Raw genomic sequence first — 14,157 nt, 5'->3', positions numbered from 1 at the left:
ATTGACCTTGGTGCGGCGTGCTTTACAGGGACTCGAGCTTCCGGTCGTTTGGCGAGACGATCAACGTCGCTGACATCCAGCGGGTAGGCAAGTGGGGGGAGGCGATCAAGCAGCAGCTGCGCGGCTTCGCCACTCGCCTCGCCTCCGACCAGAACCTCCGCAGTCTGGTCCCCGCCTTCGTGCGCGACTTCAACGCCTGGGAGATGATGTTCAACATGGCGTTGGCGACCGCCATGACGATGGACCGCTACGACTTCCAGAAGCGGCTCGACCTGATCATCGCGTCGGTCAAGGCCCTCTCCGACAACTACACGGCGCAGGCCGTGTCGCTCTCCAAGACGGCCCCCACACTGGTCATCGAGGAGTCGACGGTCATCGAGGCCAGGCCGCGCACCTCGACCTCGACCTCGAGCACGCCGCCCCCGCCGCCGCAGACCGGTACCGACACCCCCTGCGGGGCCGGGTACCAGAGGTCGACCACCACCGGCAACTGCGTGAAGGTCGAGCGGTTCGACCAGGAGTCCTTGGTCGGCCGGGTGCCGTCGAAGCTGCCGTGGTTCGTGGGAGGCTTCGGCGCGCTCGCCATCATCGCCATCGCCTTCGGCGGGAGGCGGTAAGTCGTGGCCCGCCGCCGGCTCTCCGACTACGAGCTGCAGCCCGAAGGCGTCGTCCACCTGGGCGACGCCGACGAGCTTGCGCCCGAGGTCAAGACCAGGCGCCTGAAGGCCGTCTCGTCCTGCGCGTCGGCCCGTCAGGACTACGCCTGGATGCGCGCGGAGATCTGCGTCTCGCGCCGGGGCGGCAACTACAGAGACTTCCCGACGATGGCGAACCCCGGCGCCGTCTCGCGCTTCGTCCACTCCATCTACCCGGTGGCGAACGCGATGAACGAGCTGGGCCTGGTGCTCGTCGTGGACACCAAGAACCGCCCCCTCGGCCTCTTCGTCGTGGCCCAGGGCGGGCTCAAGGAGATGACCCTCGACATGAGCGTCATCCTCCGTGGCGTCCTGCTCCTGGGCGGGACCGGCTTCTTCTTCTTCCACAACCACCCGTCGGGCGAGCCCACGCCGTCTATGGAAGACCGGAACCTCACCGAGAGCATCAAGCGCGCCTCGGACCTCCTGAAGGTCAAGTTCCTCGACCACATCATCCTGACGCCCGACAAGGACGAGTACCACAGCTTCTTCGCCTCCTGAGAGGACTCACCACATGGCTGCGCCCGACACCAGCTGGCTCCCGAAGAAAGCACAAGGACCTGTCCAGGCCCTCATCGCCATGCTCGTGATCTTCGCCGCCGGGTGGGTGGGCTACGCGAGGGCCCAGAGCTGGGTCGAGGTCCAGGCCAAGAAGACGGCGACCGAGGAGGTCGCGGAGATCAAGCCGCTCATCAAGGAGATCCACCAGGACTCCAAGTTCAACCGGTGCGCGATGATCGCGCATATCAAGAACCAGCCCGACGACCTCATCAACTGCGACACGATGGCAGCGCCGGCCCCGGCCCCCGCGGGGAAGTAGAGCTCATGGCGAAGCGACCTCCCAGCTGCGACGCCCAGCTCGCGCGCGAGCAGATGCGTCAGGACGTGGACGAGTGGGCCAACATCGACTCGTTCCGGGTCCGCACGCCCTCGCGCGTCTGGCGCACGCTGCTCAAGGACGCCGGCCTCAAAAGCGGCCAGCTGTTCCACGGAGTGCGCGGTGAGCGTGGCCGCTTCCCCAACCCGGACGCCGCGCAGCAGCTCCTTGAGCAGATCGACAACGCCAACGACGCCCAGGTCTGCACCTACGACCGGGAGCGGTCCTATGCCATCGAGCACGACTTCTGGGGCGTCGAGGACAGCATGGTCGAGGGTGAGCCGCGCCGGCGCAGGGGCCTGGGCTCCTCCGGCGGCGGGCGCCCCTGGTACCTGCAGTGGTGGCTCTGGGCCAGCCTCGCCGCCGGGTCCTACGCCATCTTCAAGGGAAGGTCCCTCGTGGGAGGAGACTCCAACATGACGACGACGACCCCCTCGACGCCCCCGACCGTGCAGAGCGGCCTCATCAGCCTCGACCAGCTCCGCAAGATCATGCCGCGCATCCCCACCGGCAAGGCGCAGATCTACCTGTCCTACCTCAACGGCGCAATGGAGAAGTGGGGCATCACCAGCGCCCGGTCCATCGCGGCCTTCCTCGCCAACGTCGCGCTGGAGACGGGCGAGCTGATCTACCTCTCCGAGATCTGGGGCCCCTCCGAGGCGCAGCTGCGCTACGAGGGCACCAAGACCATCCCCAGGCTGGGCAACACGCAGCCCGGCGACGGCTTCAAGTTCCGCGGCCGGGGCGCGCTGCAGCTGACGGGTCGGGCCGCTTACCGCGAGGCGGGCACCGCGCTCAACATGGATCTCGAGGGCAACCCGGACAGCGTCTCGTCCAACCCGGTGGCGATCTTCGGGACGGCGGGCTGGTACTGGAGCAGCCACAAGCTCACCCCCTGGGCCGACGCGGGCGACTTCGACGCCGTGGTGCGCGGCATCAACTGCGGCAACCCCACCTCCACCTGTACGCCGTACCACCTCGACAAGCGGCGCGAGTACTACCAGAAGGCGTTGGCCGCTCTCGGAGCGTGAAGAAAGGCAGACACCCGATGCACCTCAACGACTACGGCCTCACCCCCGTCGGCAAGACCACGACGGGCAAGACCAAGACCCCGGCGAGGGCCCGGACGACCTCCAGGGCGCTCCCCACCGTCACGCCTCTGCGGCGGGTCCCGACGGTTACGGCAGCAGCGGCGCGGCCGGCGCGCGAGGTCATCACCTCCCGCCGCCCGGCCCCGGCGACCCGTCGCCCGAGGCCGGAGGAGTCCCGGCGCCCCGCGCGAGAGACGAGCCCCTCGGTGGCCGTCCCTGGCGGCAGCGTGACGACGCCCATCCGCGACGACTACCAGCCCATCCGCGACGACTACCAGGACGAGTACTACGACGACGGGACCGTCACCAACAACACCCCCGTCGAGGTCCAGGGCGAGCAGCTGCTCATCGTCGGGGACAAGGGCTACGGCGTCACGGTCAAGAAGCCCGCCTCGACGCTGCTGCCCCTCCTCCTGGGCGGCGGCGCCGGCTTCCTCGTCGGCGGTCCCCTGGGCGCGGCGGTCGGCGCGGCCGGCGCGGCGCTGTTGGGGGGCAAGAAGACCGCGGTCGTGCCCACCGACAACGTGGACGAGGTCGAGGTCGCACCGGAAGCGGCCCCGGTCTACGAGGAGCAGGAGAGTAGCACGGGCTGGGAGTGGGCCGACGACCGCAACGCGGCGCAGGACTTCGGCGCCGTCGACCCGGTCGAGCGGGAGAAGGCGCGGCAGGCGCGTGAAGCGGCTCGTAGCACGACACCCAAGCTCATCGGCCGCAACACCGCCGCCGCCACCCGTCGGCCGTCCAGCGAGGCCAAGAACCGGGAAGCGGCCAAGCGGGAGGACGCGAGCAAGAGCTTCGTCACCGCGCCCGTCGCGGCCGGCGGCGCGGCGCTGCTCTGGCTCCTGCTGCGGTAGGCTTTCTCGGGCCGGGAGGGTGTGCTACTTTCCGGCCGCACGGTGCTGGAGGGCTAGGGCAGGACCTCGAGGAAAACGAAATGCGCGTCAAGATCCGCAAGAAGATGCACAACTGCAAGATCGCCATCAGCCGCGGCAGCTGGAAGTCGCTCTCCTGCAAGTCGGTGAAGAAGGCGCGGAAGGGGCCGTCGAAGGCCGCGACCAAGCGCCACAACGCCCTCTACAAGAACTTCAGCCCCGGCGCCAGCTACGAGGGCCACAAGCGCCGCCGCCGGTAGTCCCGCTTCCGCAGCCCGCACCACCGCGACGACCACGTCATCCGAGACGCGACGGCTACGGCGAGGCCCCGGACCTTAACTGGTCCGGGGCCTCTTTTTACGTCAGCTCGTAGATGTCGCCCACGGCGTGCCCGAGGGCGCGGAGCAGGGCCTGGAGTTCACACGCCTGGGAGTAGAGCGAGGCGGTGGCCTTGCCGCCGTCCAGGCGCCCGGCGCGGACCTCCAGCATGGTTCCCAAGGGGATGGCCTGGACGGACCCGAGGACGACAGGGCCTTCGTTCACGGTGATGGTCCCGTTGAGCCAGTTCGTGGTCAGGCCGAGCATCCACTACCTCCGGATCGCGACCTCGCCGCTCTCCTCGATGACGATCTCCCACGGCTGGCCCTGCGGCGGCGACACGGCCACGCGCACCGGCCACTTGGCGAAGAGGAAGGAGGCGCGCACCCGGCCGGCGTCGGCGGCCCCCTCGGGCGCGTTGATGACGAAGGTGCCGGTCGGCGGGAAGGCCGTGTGGTAGCCCTTGTCGTTCACCCAGCGCCCCCGCGGCGGCTTCGGGGCCGGCGTGCTCTCGACCACGGGCTCCTCGACGGGTGGCGCCGCCCACACCGGAGCGCGCATGGACGGGCCGTTGAGCGCCTCCCAGGCCTTGCCCAGGCCCCAGAGCACGACGAAGAGGGCGGCGCAGATCAGGCAGGCGTCAACGATGGTCTGGGCCCAGCGGGCGGCGCGGTCGCGGAGCATCATGGCGCCGATTCTACCACGTCGAGAAGTGGCACCGGCGAGACGCGGATGCCGCAGCCGGGGCGCCGCGAGTCGAAGAAGGTGAAGCCCTTCGACGGGTCGGTGGGGGCCATCGTGGCGCAGTAGGTCCACTTCCCGGCGTCGGAGTCCCCGTCCCAGCACACGTTCCACCGCTGGACCGGAGGGACCGGGCAGTTGCACTCGGCGGGGAGCTTCGGCGGCGCCCAGGCCCCCTCCCCAAGCACCAGCTGCCCCTTGTGCCCGCCGGGGAGGTAGAAGTCGGTGGACTCCCCCAGCGCGAGCGGCGCGCACAACGTCAGCGAGGACCCGGCGTCCCAGTTCTCGCGGTCCTGGTAGCAGACCTCGACGCGAGGCGCGGGCGGAGGTGTGTAGAGGAGCCCCCACGCGGCGCGGAGGCCGATGGTGAGGCAGACGCCGAGAACGAAACCGTCCTTCCAGTGCATGGAGCCTCCGGTCACGCCACCAGCGAGGAGGGAGGCAAGGCGAGGGCGCCCAGGGCCTCGCGGAGCGCGGCGTGCCGGCGCTTCGCCTCCGCGATGCACTTGACCAGGAGGTCGTCGGAGAAGTCCTTCGGGTCGAGGGCCTCGCCGTAGCGGTGGAGCGTCTCGCTCAACGTCAGACCCGGAGTAGCGCCGGCCTGCACGTCCATGTCGTCGGGCACCGGCTTGGTCGGGGCCACGATGGCCGCGACCCGCTTCTTCGACGCCGGGAGGTCCTTCCGCAACTCCTCGTGCTGCTTCTCCCACGCCGACAGGAAGCCCTTGGCCCTTGAGGCCTTCTGCGACTCGGCCAGCGCCGCCCGGTCCTTCCGCTCGTCCTCCTTCCGGCAGAAGTAGCAGACCGTGTGCTTGCTGTTCGGCCGGATGCTGTGGCCGCAGCCGCGGGGGCACTTCTTCCAGTTCTTCGTCGCCAGACCGCCCATGCTTCCCTCCAGGCGCGGCTCGCGCGCCAGCTCACGTTGGACAACCTCTCGGAACTTCGGCACCAGTTGCATCTCCAGCTGCCGGACCCGCTCCCGGCTGCAGCCCAGGTCCACTCCCACTTCCGTAAGCGTCCGGCCCTCGATCAGCCGGCCCGTCAGGACCTCGATGGCCGCGTCGCTGAAGTACCGCTGCAGCGACTCGGCGGCGACCCAGCTCATGCCCTTGAGCTCAACCTGCGTCTCCGGGGTGATCGCGTGCTCATCCGCGAGCACGTCCCGGAGCAGCTGCGGCTTCCGGTGCGACCCGGTGGACACCGGCCCGTCGATGTCCAAGACGGCGTAGTCGTGGAGGGTGGAGATGGGCTTGATGCGGGCCTGGGCGTACCGGGAGACGTAGGCCTTGACCCAGTGCGTGGCGTAGGTGGAGAAGCGGCAGCCCTTCGACGGGTCGAAGAGTTGCACGGCCTTGAAGAGGCCCAGGCAGCCCTCCTGGCAGAGGTCCTCATGGACGCTCTGGCCGGCAGGGCTGAACTTGGTGAACTGCGTGACGTAGGAGTAGACGAGGCCCACGTTAGACCGGATGAGGCGCTGCATCGCCGCCTTGTCGCCCTTCTGGGCGCGGCGGGCGAGCGAGCACTCCTCGTCGGAGGAGAGCAGGGGGTTGGCCTGCGTGAGCATTCAGTCCTCGCCCGGCCTGAAGTGCCCGCCGCAGCCGTGGCCGGGGTTGGTGGTCCGCTCCTGGTGGTCCTGCACGTTCGCCGCGCACAGGGGCGAGCAGGACCCGTTGTGGCCCTTGTGGTGGAAGAGGGGACAGCGCCACTCGCTCTTCTCGCCAAGGACGACCAGCCCAGCCTCTCTGGCGTTGAGGCAGGCGTCGCCGTAGCGGTCGCAGAACCGACAGAGGGCCTGGAACCCAGCCTTGCGCCACCCCGCAGAACAGGAATATGCGCTTGTCGAGGCAGCCTCCTGCGCCGCCGCCTCCGCGGCCGTCATCGCCTGGGCAACGTGCTGGTGCGCCTTGGCCTCCAGCGCCGCCACCCGCTCCTCGAGGCTGGGCTTCTTCTTGTTCTTCTGCTGCAGGTCCTCCAAAGCCTTCCGGTAGCCCTCGCGCTGGGCCTGCAGCTGCTCGATGCGCCGGTCCTTCGGTTCGAGCAGGGCCTGCAACTCCTCGATGCGCCGGTTCGCGAAGTCGAGTCGGGCCTGCAGCTCCTTCGTCCTGATCTCCACCGCCGCCTTCAAGTCGCAGCAGTCGTCACAGCCGCTCACGGCTTCTTCTCCTCGGCCAGGAAGGCGTTGCAGACGAGGCTGCGCTGGTGGGTGACCGCGCTCAAAGCCGTGTGGGCCTCCTCGACCAGCTTGTCGTACTCGGTGACCAGCGCCTGCAGCGCCTCCATCCGCGTGGCGTGGACCTCGCTGGCGAGCTTGCGCGGCGAGTACCCGAAGGCGATGCAGTCGTTCTCGGTCGGGTAGTCGAGGTGGACGGTGTGCTCGCCGCAGGCCTGGACGACGCCCGTCCCGACGAGGACCTTGTCCACATACAGGCGCGCCTTGAAGGCCTTCTGGTTCATCTCGAACTTGGGCATGGTGTGACCCTCCGGTGGAAAAGCGGAACCTGTATACAACGGACTACTCCAGCTTGTCGATAGCGTCCGCGAGGCTCTTCTCCATCGCGGCCCTCGGCCTCATGTCGTAGCGCATCGTGGTCTTGATGTCGTCGTGGCCGGCGAGCAGCTGGATGTGGTGTGGGTCCATGTTCTGCATGAAGCAGCCCGTGATGAACGTGCGCCGGAGGTCGTGCGCGGAGAGGTCCACGCCCGCCGCCTCGCCCAGCTCGTAGACGACGGTCGAGACGCTGTCGGCCGAGAGCGGCCGGGGCGTCATCAGGAGCTTGCCGGGGATGGCCTTGACGTTGAAGAACATCGAGCCCGGCGCGTCGCCGCGGACCCGCAGCCAGGTCTGCACGCGGATGAGCGCCCAGGCCAGGAGCGGGACCGTCCTCTGCTTGTTGCGCTTGCCGACGAAGGTCAGCTTGTTGTTGGTGAGGTTGCTCATCTGCAGCCCGGCGATCTCGGCCCGGCGCAGGCCGCACCCCAGGCCGATGGCAAGGATGGCCGCGTCGCGCTCGCGCAGCGGGGAGCGGCGCTGGTCGCAGGCCACGAACAGCTTCGCCCGCATCTTCTCGTCCAAGAAGAGGCCGGGGCTCTCGCGCTCGCCCACGACCGCGCGCCAGGCCGTCGCGGTGTGAAAGTCGTCGGCCGACATGAGCGGCCGCTCGCGCCCGTCCTGCGTGTAGCCCTTCATCAACGAGCACTCCTTGAGCACGCCGCGCAGCGCCGAGAGCCAGAGCTTGGCGGTGTTGGGCGCTAGGCCCCGCTCCTTGCTGGTGATCTGCGCGTGAATCCAGCGGGTCTGCGGCCGGCGCAGGCGCCACCACTGGAACCGCAGGCCCGGCTTCTCCCCCAGGACCTTCTTGGCCTCGGCCTCGTTGGCGATGACGCCCTCGCTCGCGATGATGACGCACAGCCGGTCGAGGGACTTGCCCATCGTCTCGGTCGAGCCGGGGGAGAGGCCGGTCAGGTACTCGACGGCCGGGCTCTGGTCGCAGCGCACGACCGCGTCGGCGTCCTGCATCGGCGGCGTCCAGGCCTCGATGGTGACGGGCGCGGATGTCGAGGGAACGATCCCCTGGGGATTGGTATCAAGGGGCAGCAGCTTGTCGGTCAAGGTTTCTTCTCCTGCAGGGTCCGCAAGGCCAGATTGACCAGCACGTCGCTGCGCCCCATCATCTGCTTGCGGCTGAACTTCACACTAAGAGAATCACTGAAGGACACGAGCGGGTGGTCAATCCGTCCGACGACCTTGTTGTTGTAGAGCAGCAGCGTCTTCGGCATCTTCACCTTGTCCTCTACGAAGTCCCGGCCCAGCTGCGTGATGCGCCAGAAGCCGTCCTTGAACTTGTCCTCTTCCTCCGCTTCAGATTCAGGCGTCCCGCTCTTCTCCTCCAGCAGCTCCCAGCGGTGACCCATCACAACGGCGCCGGACTGGTACAGGTCCGGGTGCGTGGAGACGCGCATCGCATCTGCCCGGTGCCAGTACCGACCGGGTGTCAACCGGTCCAGGCGGTAGAAGTCGCGGAGGCCAACAGCAGTGCGGAAGATGAGCTTCCACGGGTAGACCTTCGCGGGCTGCGCGCAGCAAGGGCAGATGGCACCATCCTTCCACTTTTCCTGCTCAGTCCATTCCCGTGCTTCCTGCAGGCTGGAGTGGGGGTTGGGGAAGATGGCGAATCCTTGGCGCTGCTGACGAGGGCGGCTCATGCGAACTCTCCACGGCGTGCGAGGTAGTCATCAATCTGGCGCATCTTGGCCTCCAGGCGCTTCACCTTCTCCTCCTCGGCCCTGGCCTCCTCGGCGCGGCGGGTGGCGTCGTCCTTGTCGTAGGTGACCGCGCTGGGCGTCGTCGCGCTCTCCGGGTAGAGCAGGGCCGGGTGGTGCGCGGTGAGCCAGATCACCATTTCGGAGCGGGCCTCCGGGGTCAGACCGCAGTCGTGACCGCAGGCAGCCCGGTGGAGGTGGGTCCGGAGGAAACGCACGAGCGCGGCCGGGTAGATCCGCAGCGGCGCGCCGCAGTGGCACTTCGTCTCGTAGTACTCGGTGGTCACGGGCCGCGCCCCGAGAAGAAGGTGCCCGCCTCGTCCTCGACCCATCCGCTCGGGTCGACGTAGACGCTCCCCGCGTCGCGCGTCCTCCCGTTGACCCGGATGGTCCGGGAGCCCTGGACGTTCACGCCCCGCGCGACGAGCCAGGCGTCGATGGCGGTCGCGACCTCGTCGCCCGTCAGCTCGATCAGCACTCCGGGGCCGTACTTCGTCTTGCCGTCACCGTGTCGGATGTTCACGAGGTCCTCCTACTTGCTGGGGTAGAAGTGCTGGCGACCAGGGTGGCCGAAGTCACCGGTCGCGGCCTGGTCGAGGACCCGGTCGCGGTCGTCGCCCAGCGCCAGGTTGCTGCAGCTGAGAGCCTTGGCCTGCTGACGGTTCGCAAGCTGCATCGACTCCACCACCTGCAGCAGCTTCCGCAGGCGCTCCTCGAGCCCCTTCACCTGCTGGCGCAGGAGCTTGTTCTGGGCGAGCAGCCCCTCGTCTGAGGCCGGGGTGCCGTCGATCATGGCGCGGTAGTGGGCGCGCCGGTCCGTGCGCCTCTTCGCCGCCTTCCGGGCCGCGAGCTTCCGCCGGAGGTCCTGCAGCTCCAGGCGGTACTGCCGGACGACGCTCGGCCTCTGGTACTCGGAGAGGCGCGCCTCGATGAACCGGATGCGCTCCCGGACCTGGGCCGTCGAGAGCGCGTTGGTGAAGCGGTTCCTCGACTGCTTGGAGCCGGGCTGGTGGACGCCGCAAAACGGGCTGCCCTGCTTGCGGCGGTTGGTGCAGGTGTAGCCGTAGATCGTCCGCGCCGTGCAGCAGAACAAGGTGGTCTTGGTCATCACTGCACCGTGGAGGGCGCGAGGTCGGCGCCGATGTCTAGGAGGACCAGCTGCGCGGAGTCCCAGTCCGGCGGCGCCTTGCCGGCGAACATCTGGTCGAGGCCCTTCTTCATCGCCTTGAGGCCGTCGGTGCCAAACAGCTCCTTGGCGCCGGCCGCGACCGTCTCCAGGCCGTGCTCGTCGCAGAGCAGCAGGGTGGACGTGGCCTGCAGGGGCTTGTGCGGCCCGTAGATCTTCACGTCGGCCCAGACCTTGAAGCCGACACGCTTCGTCGCCCTCGCGGTGCAGTCCGTCCTCATGCAGATGGTCATTGTGGGTTCCTCCGGGGCGTTGCGCGAAGTCAGGATACCAGCCTCTCCTGTCCCAGGAAAGTCTAGTTTCCCTGGGTGGATTATGAAAATCCTCAATGAAATCAAGTACTTAGCCCCTATTTAGGGGGTCAGTCGGTTTCTGCCGCCCAGGGAGCCGTCGTTTTCGGCCCCGTCGCGCCAGGGGCAGCGGTCGCACGCTACCGGGCGCCGGTCCCCGCGGGGCCCGAAGCACGGGCCCCACGACGGGCTCCACGTCTCGGGGAAGGTCGCGCGGCCGGGCCGGTACCCGAGGGAGAGCAGGCGCCGGTAGTAGCGGCGCGCCTGGGGCAGGGGCAGCGTCCACTCCGGGCCCGTGTCCAGCCCGCGCCGCAGGGTCTTGACCAGCACCGCCTCGCCGGCAGTCTTGAAGGCCACCGACCACTCCTTCCTGAAGCAGGTGCCCCAGCGGATGAGAAGGTGCTCGCTCACGGCACCTTCTCAAGGTGGCAGACCTCGACCTCGGGCCCGCCGCCAGCGAACGAGATGAGGCTGTAGAGGAAGCTGCGGACCTTGCTGTCGTCGGAGTACTTCAGCCGGGCGATGCGGTGGACCTTCTCGTCGGCCAGCCCGCCGGGCTCCCAGTCGCTCTCGCCCCAGTAGTTGGTCCCGCCCCCGCTCGGCGGGTAGTACCGGCCCGTCTTCACCGACCGGACCTCCTGCACGATGTACGTCCCCTCCAAGAGCGAGAGGTCCTGCTCGGTGTGGACCGTGCGCTCCGGGCCCCCGAAGTGGTCCTTCTGCGCGAGGCCGTAGGAGAGCGCGTCGAGGATGCGCCCCTCGGCCTTCGTCCCGAAGCGCAGGGCCTGGCCGTCCGGCGTCCGGAGCTGCCGGTAGAGCTCCTCGGCGGCGACGGCGTAGTCGGCGGGGACCTTCGGGTAGCCGCAGCGCACGAAGCGCCGGGGCTCGAGGACGCGCACGCGGTCACCGGGGCGGTAGACGATGTCGGGCATCAAGGCTCCTCCTTCGCTGGCTTCCAGTGGCTGTACTCGACGCATCCGCCGCAGCGCGTTCCGTTCGGCATGTGGTCGCCGCAGATGCAGTTGCCGCAGTTCTGGCCGACTTCGGGCCTCGCGGCGGCGGCGGATAGGGCGGCGCGGAGGGCGCGCTTGCTCTCGCATTCGCCGCAGAAGCACGACGGGGTGTCGGTCGTCGACGGGGTGTCGGTCGTGTCCATCATCCTCGCCGCATCCGCCACCCGCTCCAGCCGCGCGAGACGGGCGCGCAGCCGCTCATGTTCAGCCTTCCACCGCGCCCAAGCGGAGTCCCGCTCGGCACGCAGTTCGGCCACTTCCGCGCGGAGGGCGGCGAGGAGCGGCTTGTCGTCGCTCATGCCTCGCCTCGCTTGTGCTCGTAGGGGTAGATCTCGTCCTGGCCCGAGGACACCTTGGCGCACTCCGGGTGCATCTTGCAGGTGCAGGCGTCCCGGCCGTCGATGGAACACCAGCGCGCGTACTTCTGGCCCGGCTCGATGTCCTCGCCGCACCAGAGGCAGCGGTGCTTCTTCCGGGCCTTGCGCTCCTCGTAGCCGACGCAGCTCACCGAAGCACCTTCCGGCCCTTGCAGCGGGGGCAGACCCGCCAGTCCACGGTGCCCTTGCCATCCACCCACCGCCCAGGCAGCCGCCCCTCGCCGTCGCACTCCCAGCACGTCGTCGCCGGCACGTTCTGCTCCCAGCACTTCTTGTGCGCGTCAGTGGGGAACTTCGCGAGCCGCACGCGGGCCTGGTTCAGGTGCATGGGCTTGCCGCAGTAGTGGCAGAGGGACTCGTTCACGGCGCCTCCCAGTGGCCGTAGCCGCTGCACCACACGCACGGCCCTTTCGTCGGGGTGACGTTGGCGCTGCGGTGCTTACAGTTGGCGCACTGGCGTGCCTCGGCGGGCGTGGGCCGGAAGTCGAGCATGGCGTTGCAGGCGAGCAGGTACCGCTTCGCCGCCTCCTCCGACTCGCGGGTGCCGGGCTCGGTGCGGAGCCATGCGAAGTTGGTCCGGCGCTCCTCGAACATCAAGGCCAGCATCTTGTCGGTGTCGCTGCTCACGGGGCGGCTCCCTCTTCGCACTCAGGGCACGCGCATCCTCGCCCCATCGGCATACACTCTTCGCAACCGTCGCGTCCGCACTCGGGGCACGTCAGTCGATAGGAGAACGGCTCGTCTGAGGTGTCGGAGGTCTGGTGGCCGCAGTGATCGCACTTGCGGTCGGGCCAAACCGCGAACCGGGGGTTGGGCGTCTTGCTCTCACTCACGGGTGCTCCTTCGCCTTGTTCGCCAGCGTCATCGCGTGCTCCTCGGCGGGGGTCGTGGGCTGCCCCTGCGCCGGGTCGAAGATCCAAGGCTTGCGCCGGCGCAGCTTCTCGCGTGCCCCGGTGAGGACCTCCTCCAGCGTGAAGAGCCCCTCGTCCTCCGCCGCCAGGACCGTGGTCAGGGCGCACCAGATCACGTCTCCCAACTCCTTCTTGAGGTCCATCGGGTCGGGCTTGGAGCAGGACGGGTCGTCCTTCTCCAACGTCAGCAGCGCCTCGGCCGACTCCGAGACGAGCCGGTACAGCCAGCCGTGGACGCCCCGCGCCCGACACCAAGGCGACTTCTCGTAGTTGATGCGGAGGTCGGCCAGCAGCAGCCGGTACGGGTCGGCCAGGGCGAGCCTCAAGGCGTTCTTGTTGAGGATGTTCGCGCCCTGCGCCTCGTCGCGCTCGGCCTCAGCCTTGTGGTAGGCCTCCAGCGCCTCCGCGTAGCGGGTCTTGGCCTCGGCGCACTGGCGCTTCTCGTAGTCGGCCAGCTTCAAGGCCTCGTCGCGCTCGGCCGCAGCAGCCTCCGCGAGCTTGAGTGCGGCCATCTTCTGCTCGCGCATCCGGGTGTACGACTCGCCAATCACGGTCACGGCTTCCTCCTGTCGAGGCGCTCCCAGAGCAGCGCCTCGATCCGGGGCTCGGGCTTCCAGTAGTTGGGGCCCTTCAAGAACTTCCCGCGCTCGTCCTTGATGGGCTTGCCGTCCGCGCCCAGCTTGGAGGCGTTCGAGTCCATGATGATCTCGAGGACCTCCTCCAGCGGCAGGCCCCAGCGCAGCGCCTCGGACCGGCAGTAGACCGTGAGGTCGCCCAGGAGGTCCGCGAGCTTCACCAAGGTCGCCATCTCGCTGTCGCCCGCGCCCCGGCCGTCGAGGATGTCCTCGATCTCCTTGCACTCGTCCACCAGGATGCTCTTGAAGTCCCAGAGCCGGCGCGTCGCCTCGGAGTGGAACCTCGGCCGGTCGTTCACCGGCAGCTCGTACATCTCGTTCATGGCCCGGATGCGCCGCGCGAAGTGGAACTGGTCCTTCGGGCCGTCGTTGCTCTCGACGTGCTCGACGGCGGCACGGGCGATCCCGCGGTACTCCTCGGCCTTGTTCATCCAGTACGCGGGTCCACCCTTGTCGGTCCCGACGTGCCTGCTGTTGGCGATCTGCCCCAGCGCCTTCTCGGCCTCCTGCAGCTTGGCCTCGACTTCCCTCAACCTACCCGCCAAGTCGTACCCGCACACCTCGCCGGGATCGGCCTTTCCGTAGTGGGCGCACTCCTCGTTGCACTCCCTGTTGAAGCCTCGGTCACACGCGATCAAGACGACCTCCCGACGATGATGAGTTCTCCGACCTTCCCGCGCTTCTTGGCGTTGCAGTTCACGGCCCGGCGGGCCTGGACCTCGTGCAGCTCCCAGAAGTCGGCGCGGCCGGGGATGTGCTCCAGCAGCTTGCGCGTGTGCGGCGTGTCGCTGTTGGAGATGATGACGTGGACGCCGCGGTGGGTCAGGATGTCGGCCTCGACCAGCAGCCGCTTCTGGGCGTCCCCGTCGAAACCCTCGGCGGTGTAGCTCG

At 68.7% G+C, this 14,157-nt stretch carries 27 protein-coding genes; 6 read left to right on the top strand and 21 right to left on the bottom strand.

The features are described from left to right. Positions 1-17 precede the first annotated feature (17 nt). From WC729_RS29285 to WC729_RS29260, 6 genes are all read left to right on the top strand, one after another. Positions 18-617, top strand: a complete 600-nt coding sequence (locus tag WC729_RS29285; RefSeq protein WP_372858335.1) for a hypothetical protein — start codon at positions 18-20, stop codon at positions 615-617. Positions 618-620: 3 nt separating this feature from the next. After that, positions 621-1,196, top strand: coding sequence for a JAB domain-containing protein (locus tag WC729_RS29280; protein ID WP_372858334.1), 576 nt, complete (start codon positions 621-623; stop codon positions 1,194-1,196). A gap of 13 nt (positions 1,197-1,209) precedes the next feature. Next, on the top strand, positions 1,210-1,515 hold the full coding sequence (locus WC729_RS29275; protein WP_372858333.1) for a hypothetical protein: 306 nt from the start codon (positions 1,210-1,212) through the stop codon (positions 1,513-1,515). Between the two features lie 5 nt (positions 1,516-1,520). Further along, positions 1,521-2,603 (top strand): glycoside hydrolase family 19 protein, encoded by a 1,083-nt coding sequence (locus tag WC729_RS29270; RefSeq protein ID WP_372858330.1) that lies wholly within the window; start codon positions 1,521-1,523, stop codon positions 2,601-2,603. Positions 2,604-2,890: 287 nt separating this feature from the next. Beyond that, positions 2,891-3,517, top strand: coding sequence for a hypothetical protein (locus WC729_RS29265; RefSeq protein ID WP_372858329.1), 627 nt, complete (start codon positions 2,891-2,893; stop codon positions 3,515-3,517). 80 nt (positions 3,518-3,597) lie between these two features. Further along, positions 3,598-3,795: a hypothetical protein gene (locus WC729_RS29260; protein ID WP_372858328.1), complete on the top strand. Its 198-nt coding sequence runs from the start codon at positions 3,598-3,600 to the stop codon at positions 3,793-3,795. Positions 3,796-3,892: 97 nt separating this feature from the next. On the opposite strand, the gene WC729_RS29255 is transcribed toward WC729_RS29260, so the two are convergent. The 21 genes from WC729_RS29255 to WC729_RS29155 form a co-directional block, all read right to left on the bottom strand. Then, positions 3,893-4,120 (bottom strand): hypothetical protein, encoded by a 228-nt coding sequence (locus WC729_RS29255; protein WP_372858327.1) that lies wholly within the window; start codon positions 4,118-4,120, stop codon positions 3,893-3,895. Between the two features lie 3 nt (positions 4,121-4,123). After that, on the bottom strand, positions 4,124-4,540 hold the full coding sequence (locus tag WC729_RS29250; RefSeq protein ID WP_372858325.1) for a hypothetical protein: 417 nt from the start codon (positions 4,538-4,540) through the stop codon (positions 4,124-4,126). Next, positions 4,537-5,001, bottom strand: coding sequence for a hypothetical protein (locus WC729_RS29245; RefSeq protein WP_372858324.1), 465 nt, complete (start codon positions 4,999-5,001; stop codon positions 4,537-4,539). The genes WC729_RS29250 and WC729_RS29245 overlap by 4 nt, the downstream gene beginning before the upstream one ends. An 11-nt stretch (positions 5,002-5,012) precedes the next feature. Continuing rightward, positions 5,013-6,158 carry a sigma-70 family RNA polymerase sigma factor gene (locus WC729_RS29240; protein ID WP_372858322.1) on the bottom strand — a complete coding sequence of 382 codons (1,146 nt, stop codon included), beginning with the start codon at positions 6,156-6,158 and terminating at the stop codon, positions 5,013-5,015. Beyond that, positions 6,159-6,746 carry a hypothetical protein gene (locus tag WC729_RS29235; RefSeq protein ID WP_372858321.1) on the bottom strand — a complete coding sequence of 196 codons (588 nt, stop codon included), beginning with the start codon at positions 6,744-6,746 and terminating at the stop codon, positions 6,159-6,161. It abuts the gene before it with no gap. Further along, positions 6,743-7,063: a hypothetical protein gene (locus WC729_RS29230; protein WP_372858319.1), complete on the bottom strand. Its 321-nt coding sequence runs from the start codon at positions 7,061-7,063 to the stop codon at positions 6,743-6,745. Before WC729_RS29230 ends, WC729_RS29235 begins: the two co-directional genes overlap by 4 nt. Before the next feature lie 43 nt (positions 7,064-7,106). Next, positions 7,107-8,204 carry a tyrosine-type recombinase/integrase gene (locus tag WC729_RS29225; RefSeq protein WP_372858317.1) on the bottom strand — a complete coding sequence of 366 codons (1,098 nt, stop codon included), beginning with the start codon at positions 8,202-8,204 and terminating at the stop codon, positions 7,107-7,109. After that, the gene (locus WC729_RS29220; protein ID WP_372858316.1) at positions 8,201-8,797 is read right to left on the bottom strand and encodes a hypothetical protein; all 597 of its coding nucleotides are present in this window, start codon (positions 8,795-8,797) and stop codon (positions 8,201-8,203) included. Before WC729_RS29220 ends, WC729_RS29225 begins: the two co-directional genes overlap by 4 nt. Then, on the bottom strand, positions 8,794-9,141 hold the full coding sequence (locus WC729_RS29215) for a hypothetical protein (protein WP_372858314.1): 348 nt from the start codon (positions 9,139-9,141) through the stop codon (positions 8,794-8,796). Before WC729_RS29215 ends, WC729_RS29220 begins: the two co-directional genes overlap by 4 nt. Next, complete coding sequence (locus tag WC729_RS29210) at positions 9,138-9,377, bottom strand: hypothetical protein (RefSeq protein ID WP_372858313.1); 240 nt, start codon at positions 9,375-9,377, stop codon at positions 9,138-9,140. The genes WC729_RS29215 and WC729_RS29210 overlap by 4 nt, the downstream gene beginning before the upstream one ends. 9 nt (positions 9,378-9,386) lie before the next feature. Beyond that, positions 9,387-9,962, bottom strand: coding sequence for a hypothetical protein (locus tag WC729_RS29205; protein WP_372858311.1), 576 nt, complete (start codon positions 9,960-9,962; stop codon positions 9,387-9,389). After that, on the bottom strand, positions 9,962-10,273 hold the full coding sequence (locus tag WC729_RS29200) for a hypothetical protein (protein ID WP_372858309.1): 312 nt from the start codon (positions 10,271-10,273) through the stop codon (positions 9,962-9,964). Before WC729_RS29200 ends, WC729_RS29205 begins: the two co-directional genes overlap by 1 nt. Before the next feature lie 120 nt (positions 10,274-10,393). Next, positions 10,394-10,741 carry a hypothetical protein gene (locus WC729_RS29195; RefSeq protein WP_372858307.1) on the bottom strand — a complete coding sequence of 116 codons (348 nt, stop codon included), beginning with the start codon at positions 10,739-10,741 and terminating at the stop codon, positions 10,394-10,396. After that, entirely contained in the window at positions 10,738-11,262 is a 525-nt protein-coding gene (locus WC729_RS29190; protein ID WP_372858305.1) for a hypothetical protein, read from the bottom strand. The genes WC729_RS29195 and WC729_RS29190 overlap by 4 nt, the downstream gene beginning before the upstream one ends. Then, positions 11,262-11,642, bottom strand: a complete 381-nt coding sequence (locus tag WC729_RS29185; protein WP_372858303.1) for a hypothetical protein — start codon at positions 11,640-11,642, stop codon at positions 11,262-11,264. Before WC729_RS29185 ends, WC729_RS29190 begins: the two co-directional genes overlap by 1 nt. Next, complete coding sequence (locus tag WC729_RS29180; RefSeq protein WP_372858302.1) at positions 11,639-11,851, bottom strand: hypothetical protein; 213 nt, start codon at positions 11,849-11,851, stop codon at positions 11,639-11,641. The genes WC729_RS29185 and WC729_RS29180 overlap by 4 nt, the downstream gene beginning before the upstream one ends. Beyond that, the gene (locus tag WC729_RS29175) at positions 11,848-12,084 is read right to left on the bottom strand and encodes a hypothetical protein (RefSeq protein WP_372858301.1); all 237 of its coding nucleotides are present in this window, start codon (positions 12,082-12,084) and stop codon (positions 11,848-11,850) included. The genes WC729_RS29180 and WC729_RS29175 overlap by 4 nt, the downstream gene beginning before the upstream one ends. Beyond that, positions 12,081-12,347 carry a hypothetical protein gene (locus WC729_RS29170; RefSeq protein WP_372858299.1) on the bottom strand — a complete coding sequence of 89 codons (267 nt, stop codon included), beginning with the start codon at positions 12,345-12,347 and terminating at the stop codon, positions 12,081-12,083. Before WC729_RS29170 ends, WC729_RS29175 begins: the two co-directional genes overlap by 4 nt. A gap of 202 nt (positions 12,348-12,549) precedes the next feature. After that, positions 12,550-13,188 (bottom strand): MazG nucleotide pyrophosphohydrolase domain-containing protein, encoded by a 639-nt coding sequence (locus WC729_RS29165; RefSeq protein ID WP_372858298.1) that lies wholly within the window; start codon positions 13,186-13,188, stop codon positions 12,550-12,552. Further along, positions 13,185-13,904 (bottom strand): hypothetical protein, encoded by a 720-nt coding sequence (locus WC729_RS29160; RefSeq protein ID WP_372858296.1) that lies wholly within the window; start codon positions 13,902-13,904, stop codon positions 13,185-13,187. The genes WC729_RS29165 and WC729_RS29160 overlap by 4 nt, the downstream gene beginning before the upstream one ends. Next, a partial coding sequence (locus WC729_RS29155) for a hypothetical protein (RefSeq protein WP_372858295.1) occupies positions 13,901-14,157 on the bottom strand: 257 nt, incomplete at its 5' end. The genes WC729_RS29155 and WC729_RS29160, both read right to left, overlap by 4 nt.

Source organism: Sphingomonas sp., assembly GCF_041661825.1.
Taxonomy (GTDB): domain Bacteria; phylum Pseudomonadota; class Alphaproteobacteria; order Sphingomonadales; family Sphingomonadaceae; genus Sphingomonas.
Note: the sequence above shows the minus strand (reverse complement) of the source record. Positions and strands in the feature narration are given on the sequence as shown.

What these genes read in the sequence shown, in the direction of transcription:
- WC729_RS29190 (WP_372858305.1), bottom strand. Translation starts at nt 11,262, where the DNA reads ATGCCCGACATCGTCTACCGCCCCGGTGACCGCGTGCGCGTCCTCGAG.
- WC729_RS29185 (WP_372858303.1), bottom strand. Translation starts at nt 11,642, where the DNA reads ATGAGCGACGACAAGCCGCTCCTCGCCGCCCTCCGCGCGGAAGTGGCC.
- WC729_RS29255 (WP_372858327.1), bottom strand. Translation starts at nt 4,120, where the DNA reads ATGCTCGGCCTGACCACGAACTGGCTCAACGGGACCATCACCGTGAAC.
- WC729_RS29245 (WP_372858324.1), bottom strand. Translation starts at nt 5,001, where the DNA reads ATGCACTGGAAGGACGGTTTCGTTCTCGGCGTCTGCCTCACCATCGGC.
- WC729_RS29275 (WP_372858333.1), top strand. Translation starts at nt 1,210, where the DNA reads ATGGCTGCGCCCGACACCAGCTGGCTCCCGAAGAAAGCACAAGGACCT.
- WC729_RS29205 (WP_372858311.1), bottom strand. Translation starts at nt 9,962, where the DNA reads ATGACCAAGACCACCTTGTTCTGCTGCACGGCGCGGACGATCTACGGC.
- WC729_RS29260 (WP_372858328.1), top strand. Translation starts at nt 3,598, where the DNA reads ATGCGCGTCAAGATCCGCAAGAAGATGCACAACTGCAAGATCGCCATC.
- WC729_RS29240 (WP_372858322.1), bottom strand. Translation starts at nt 6,158, where the DNA reads ATGCTCACGCAGGCCAACCCCCTGCTCTCCTCCGACGAGGAGTGCTCG.
- WC729_RS29230 (WP_372858319.1), bottom strand. Translation starts at nt 7,063, where the DNA reads ATGCCCAAGTTCGAGATGAACCAGAAGGCCTTCAAGGCGCGCCTGTAT.
- WC729_RS29200 (WP_372858309.1), bottom strand. Translation starts at nt 10,273, where the DNA reads ATGACCATCTGCATGAGGACGGACTGCACCGCGAGGGCGACGAAGCGT.
- WC729_RS29250 (WP_372858325.1), bottom strand. Translation starts at nt 4,540, where the DNA reads ATGATGCTCCGCGACCGCGCCGCCCGCTGGGCCCAGACCATCGTTGAC.
- WC729_RS29270 (WP_372858330.1), top strand. Translation starts at nt 1,521, where the DNA reads ATGGCGAAGCGACCTCCCAGCTGCGACGCCCAGCTCGCGCGCGAGCAG.
- WC729_RS29220 (WP_372858316.1), bottom strand. Translation starts at nt 8,797, where the DNA reads ATGAGCCGCCCTCGTCAGCAGCGCCAAGGATTCGCCATCTTCCCCAAC.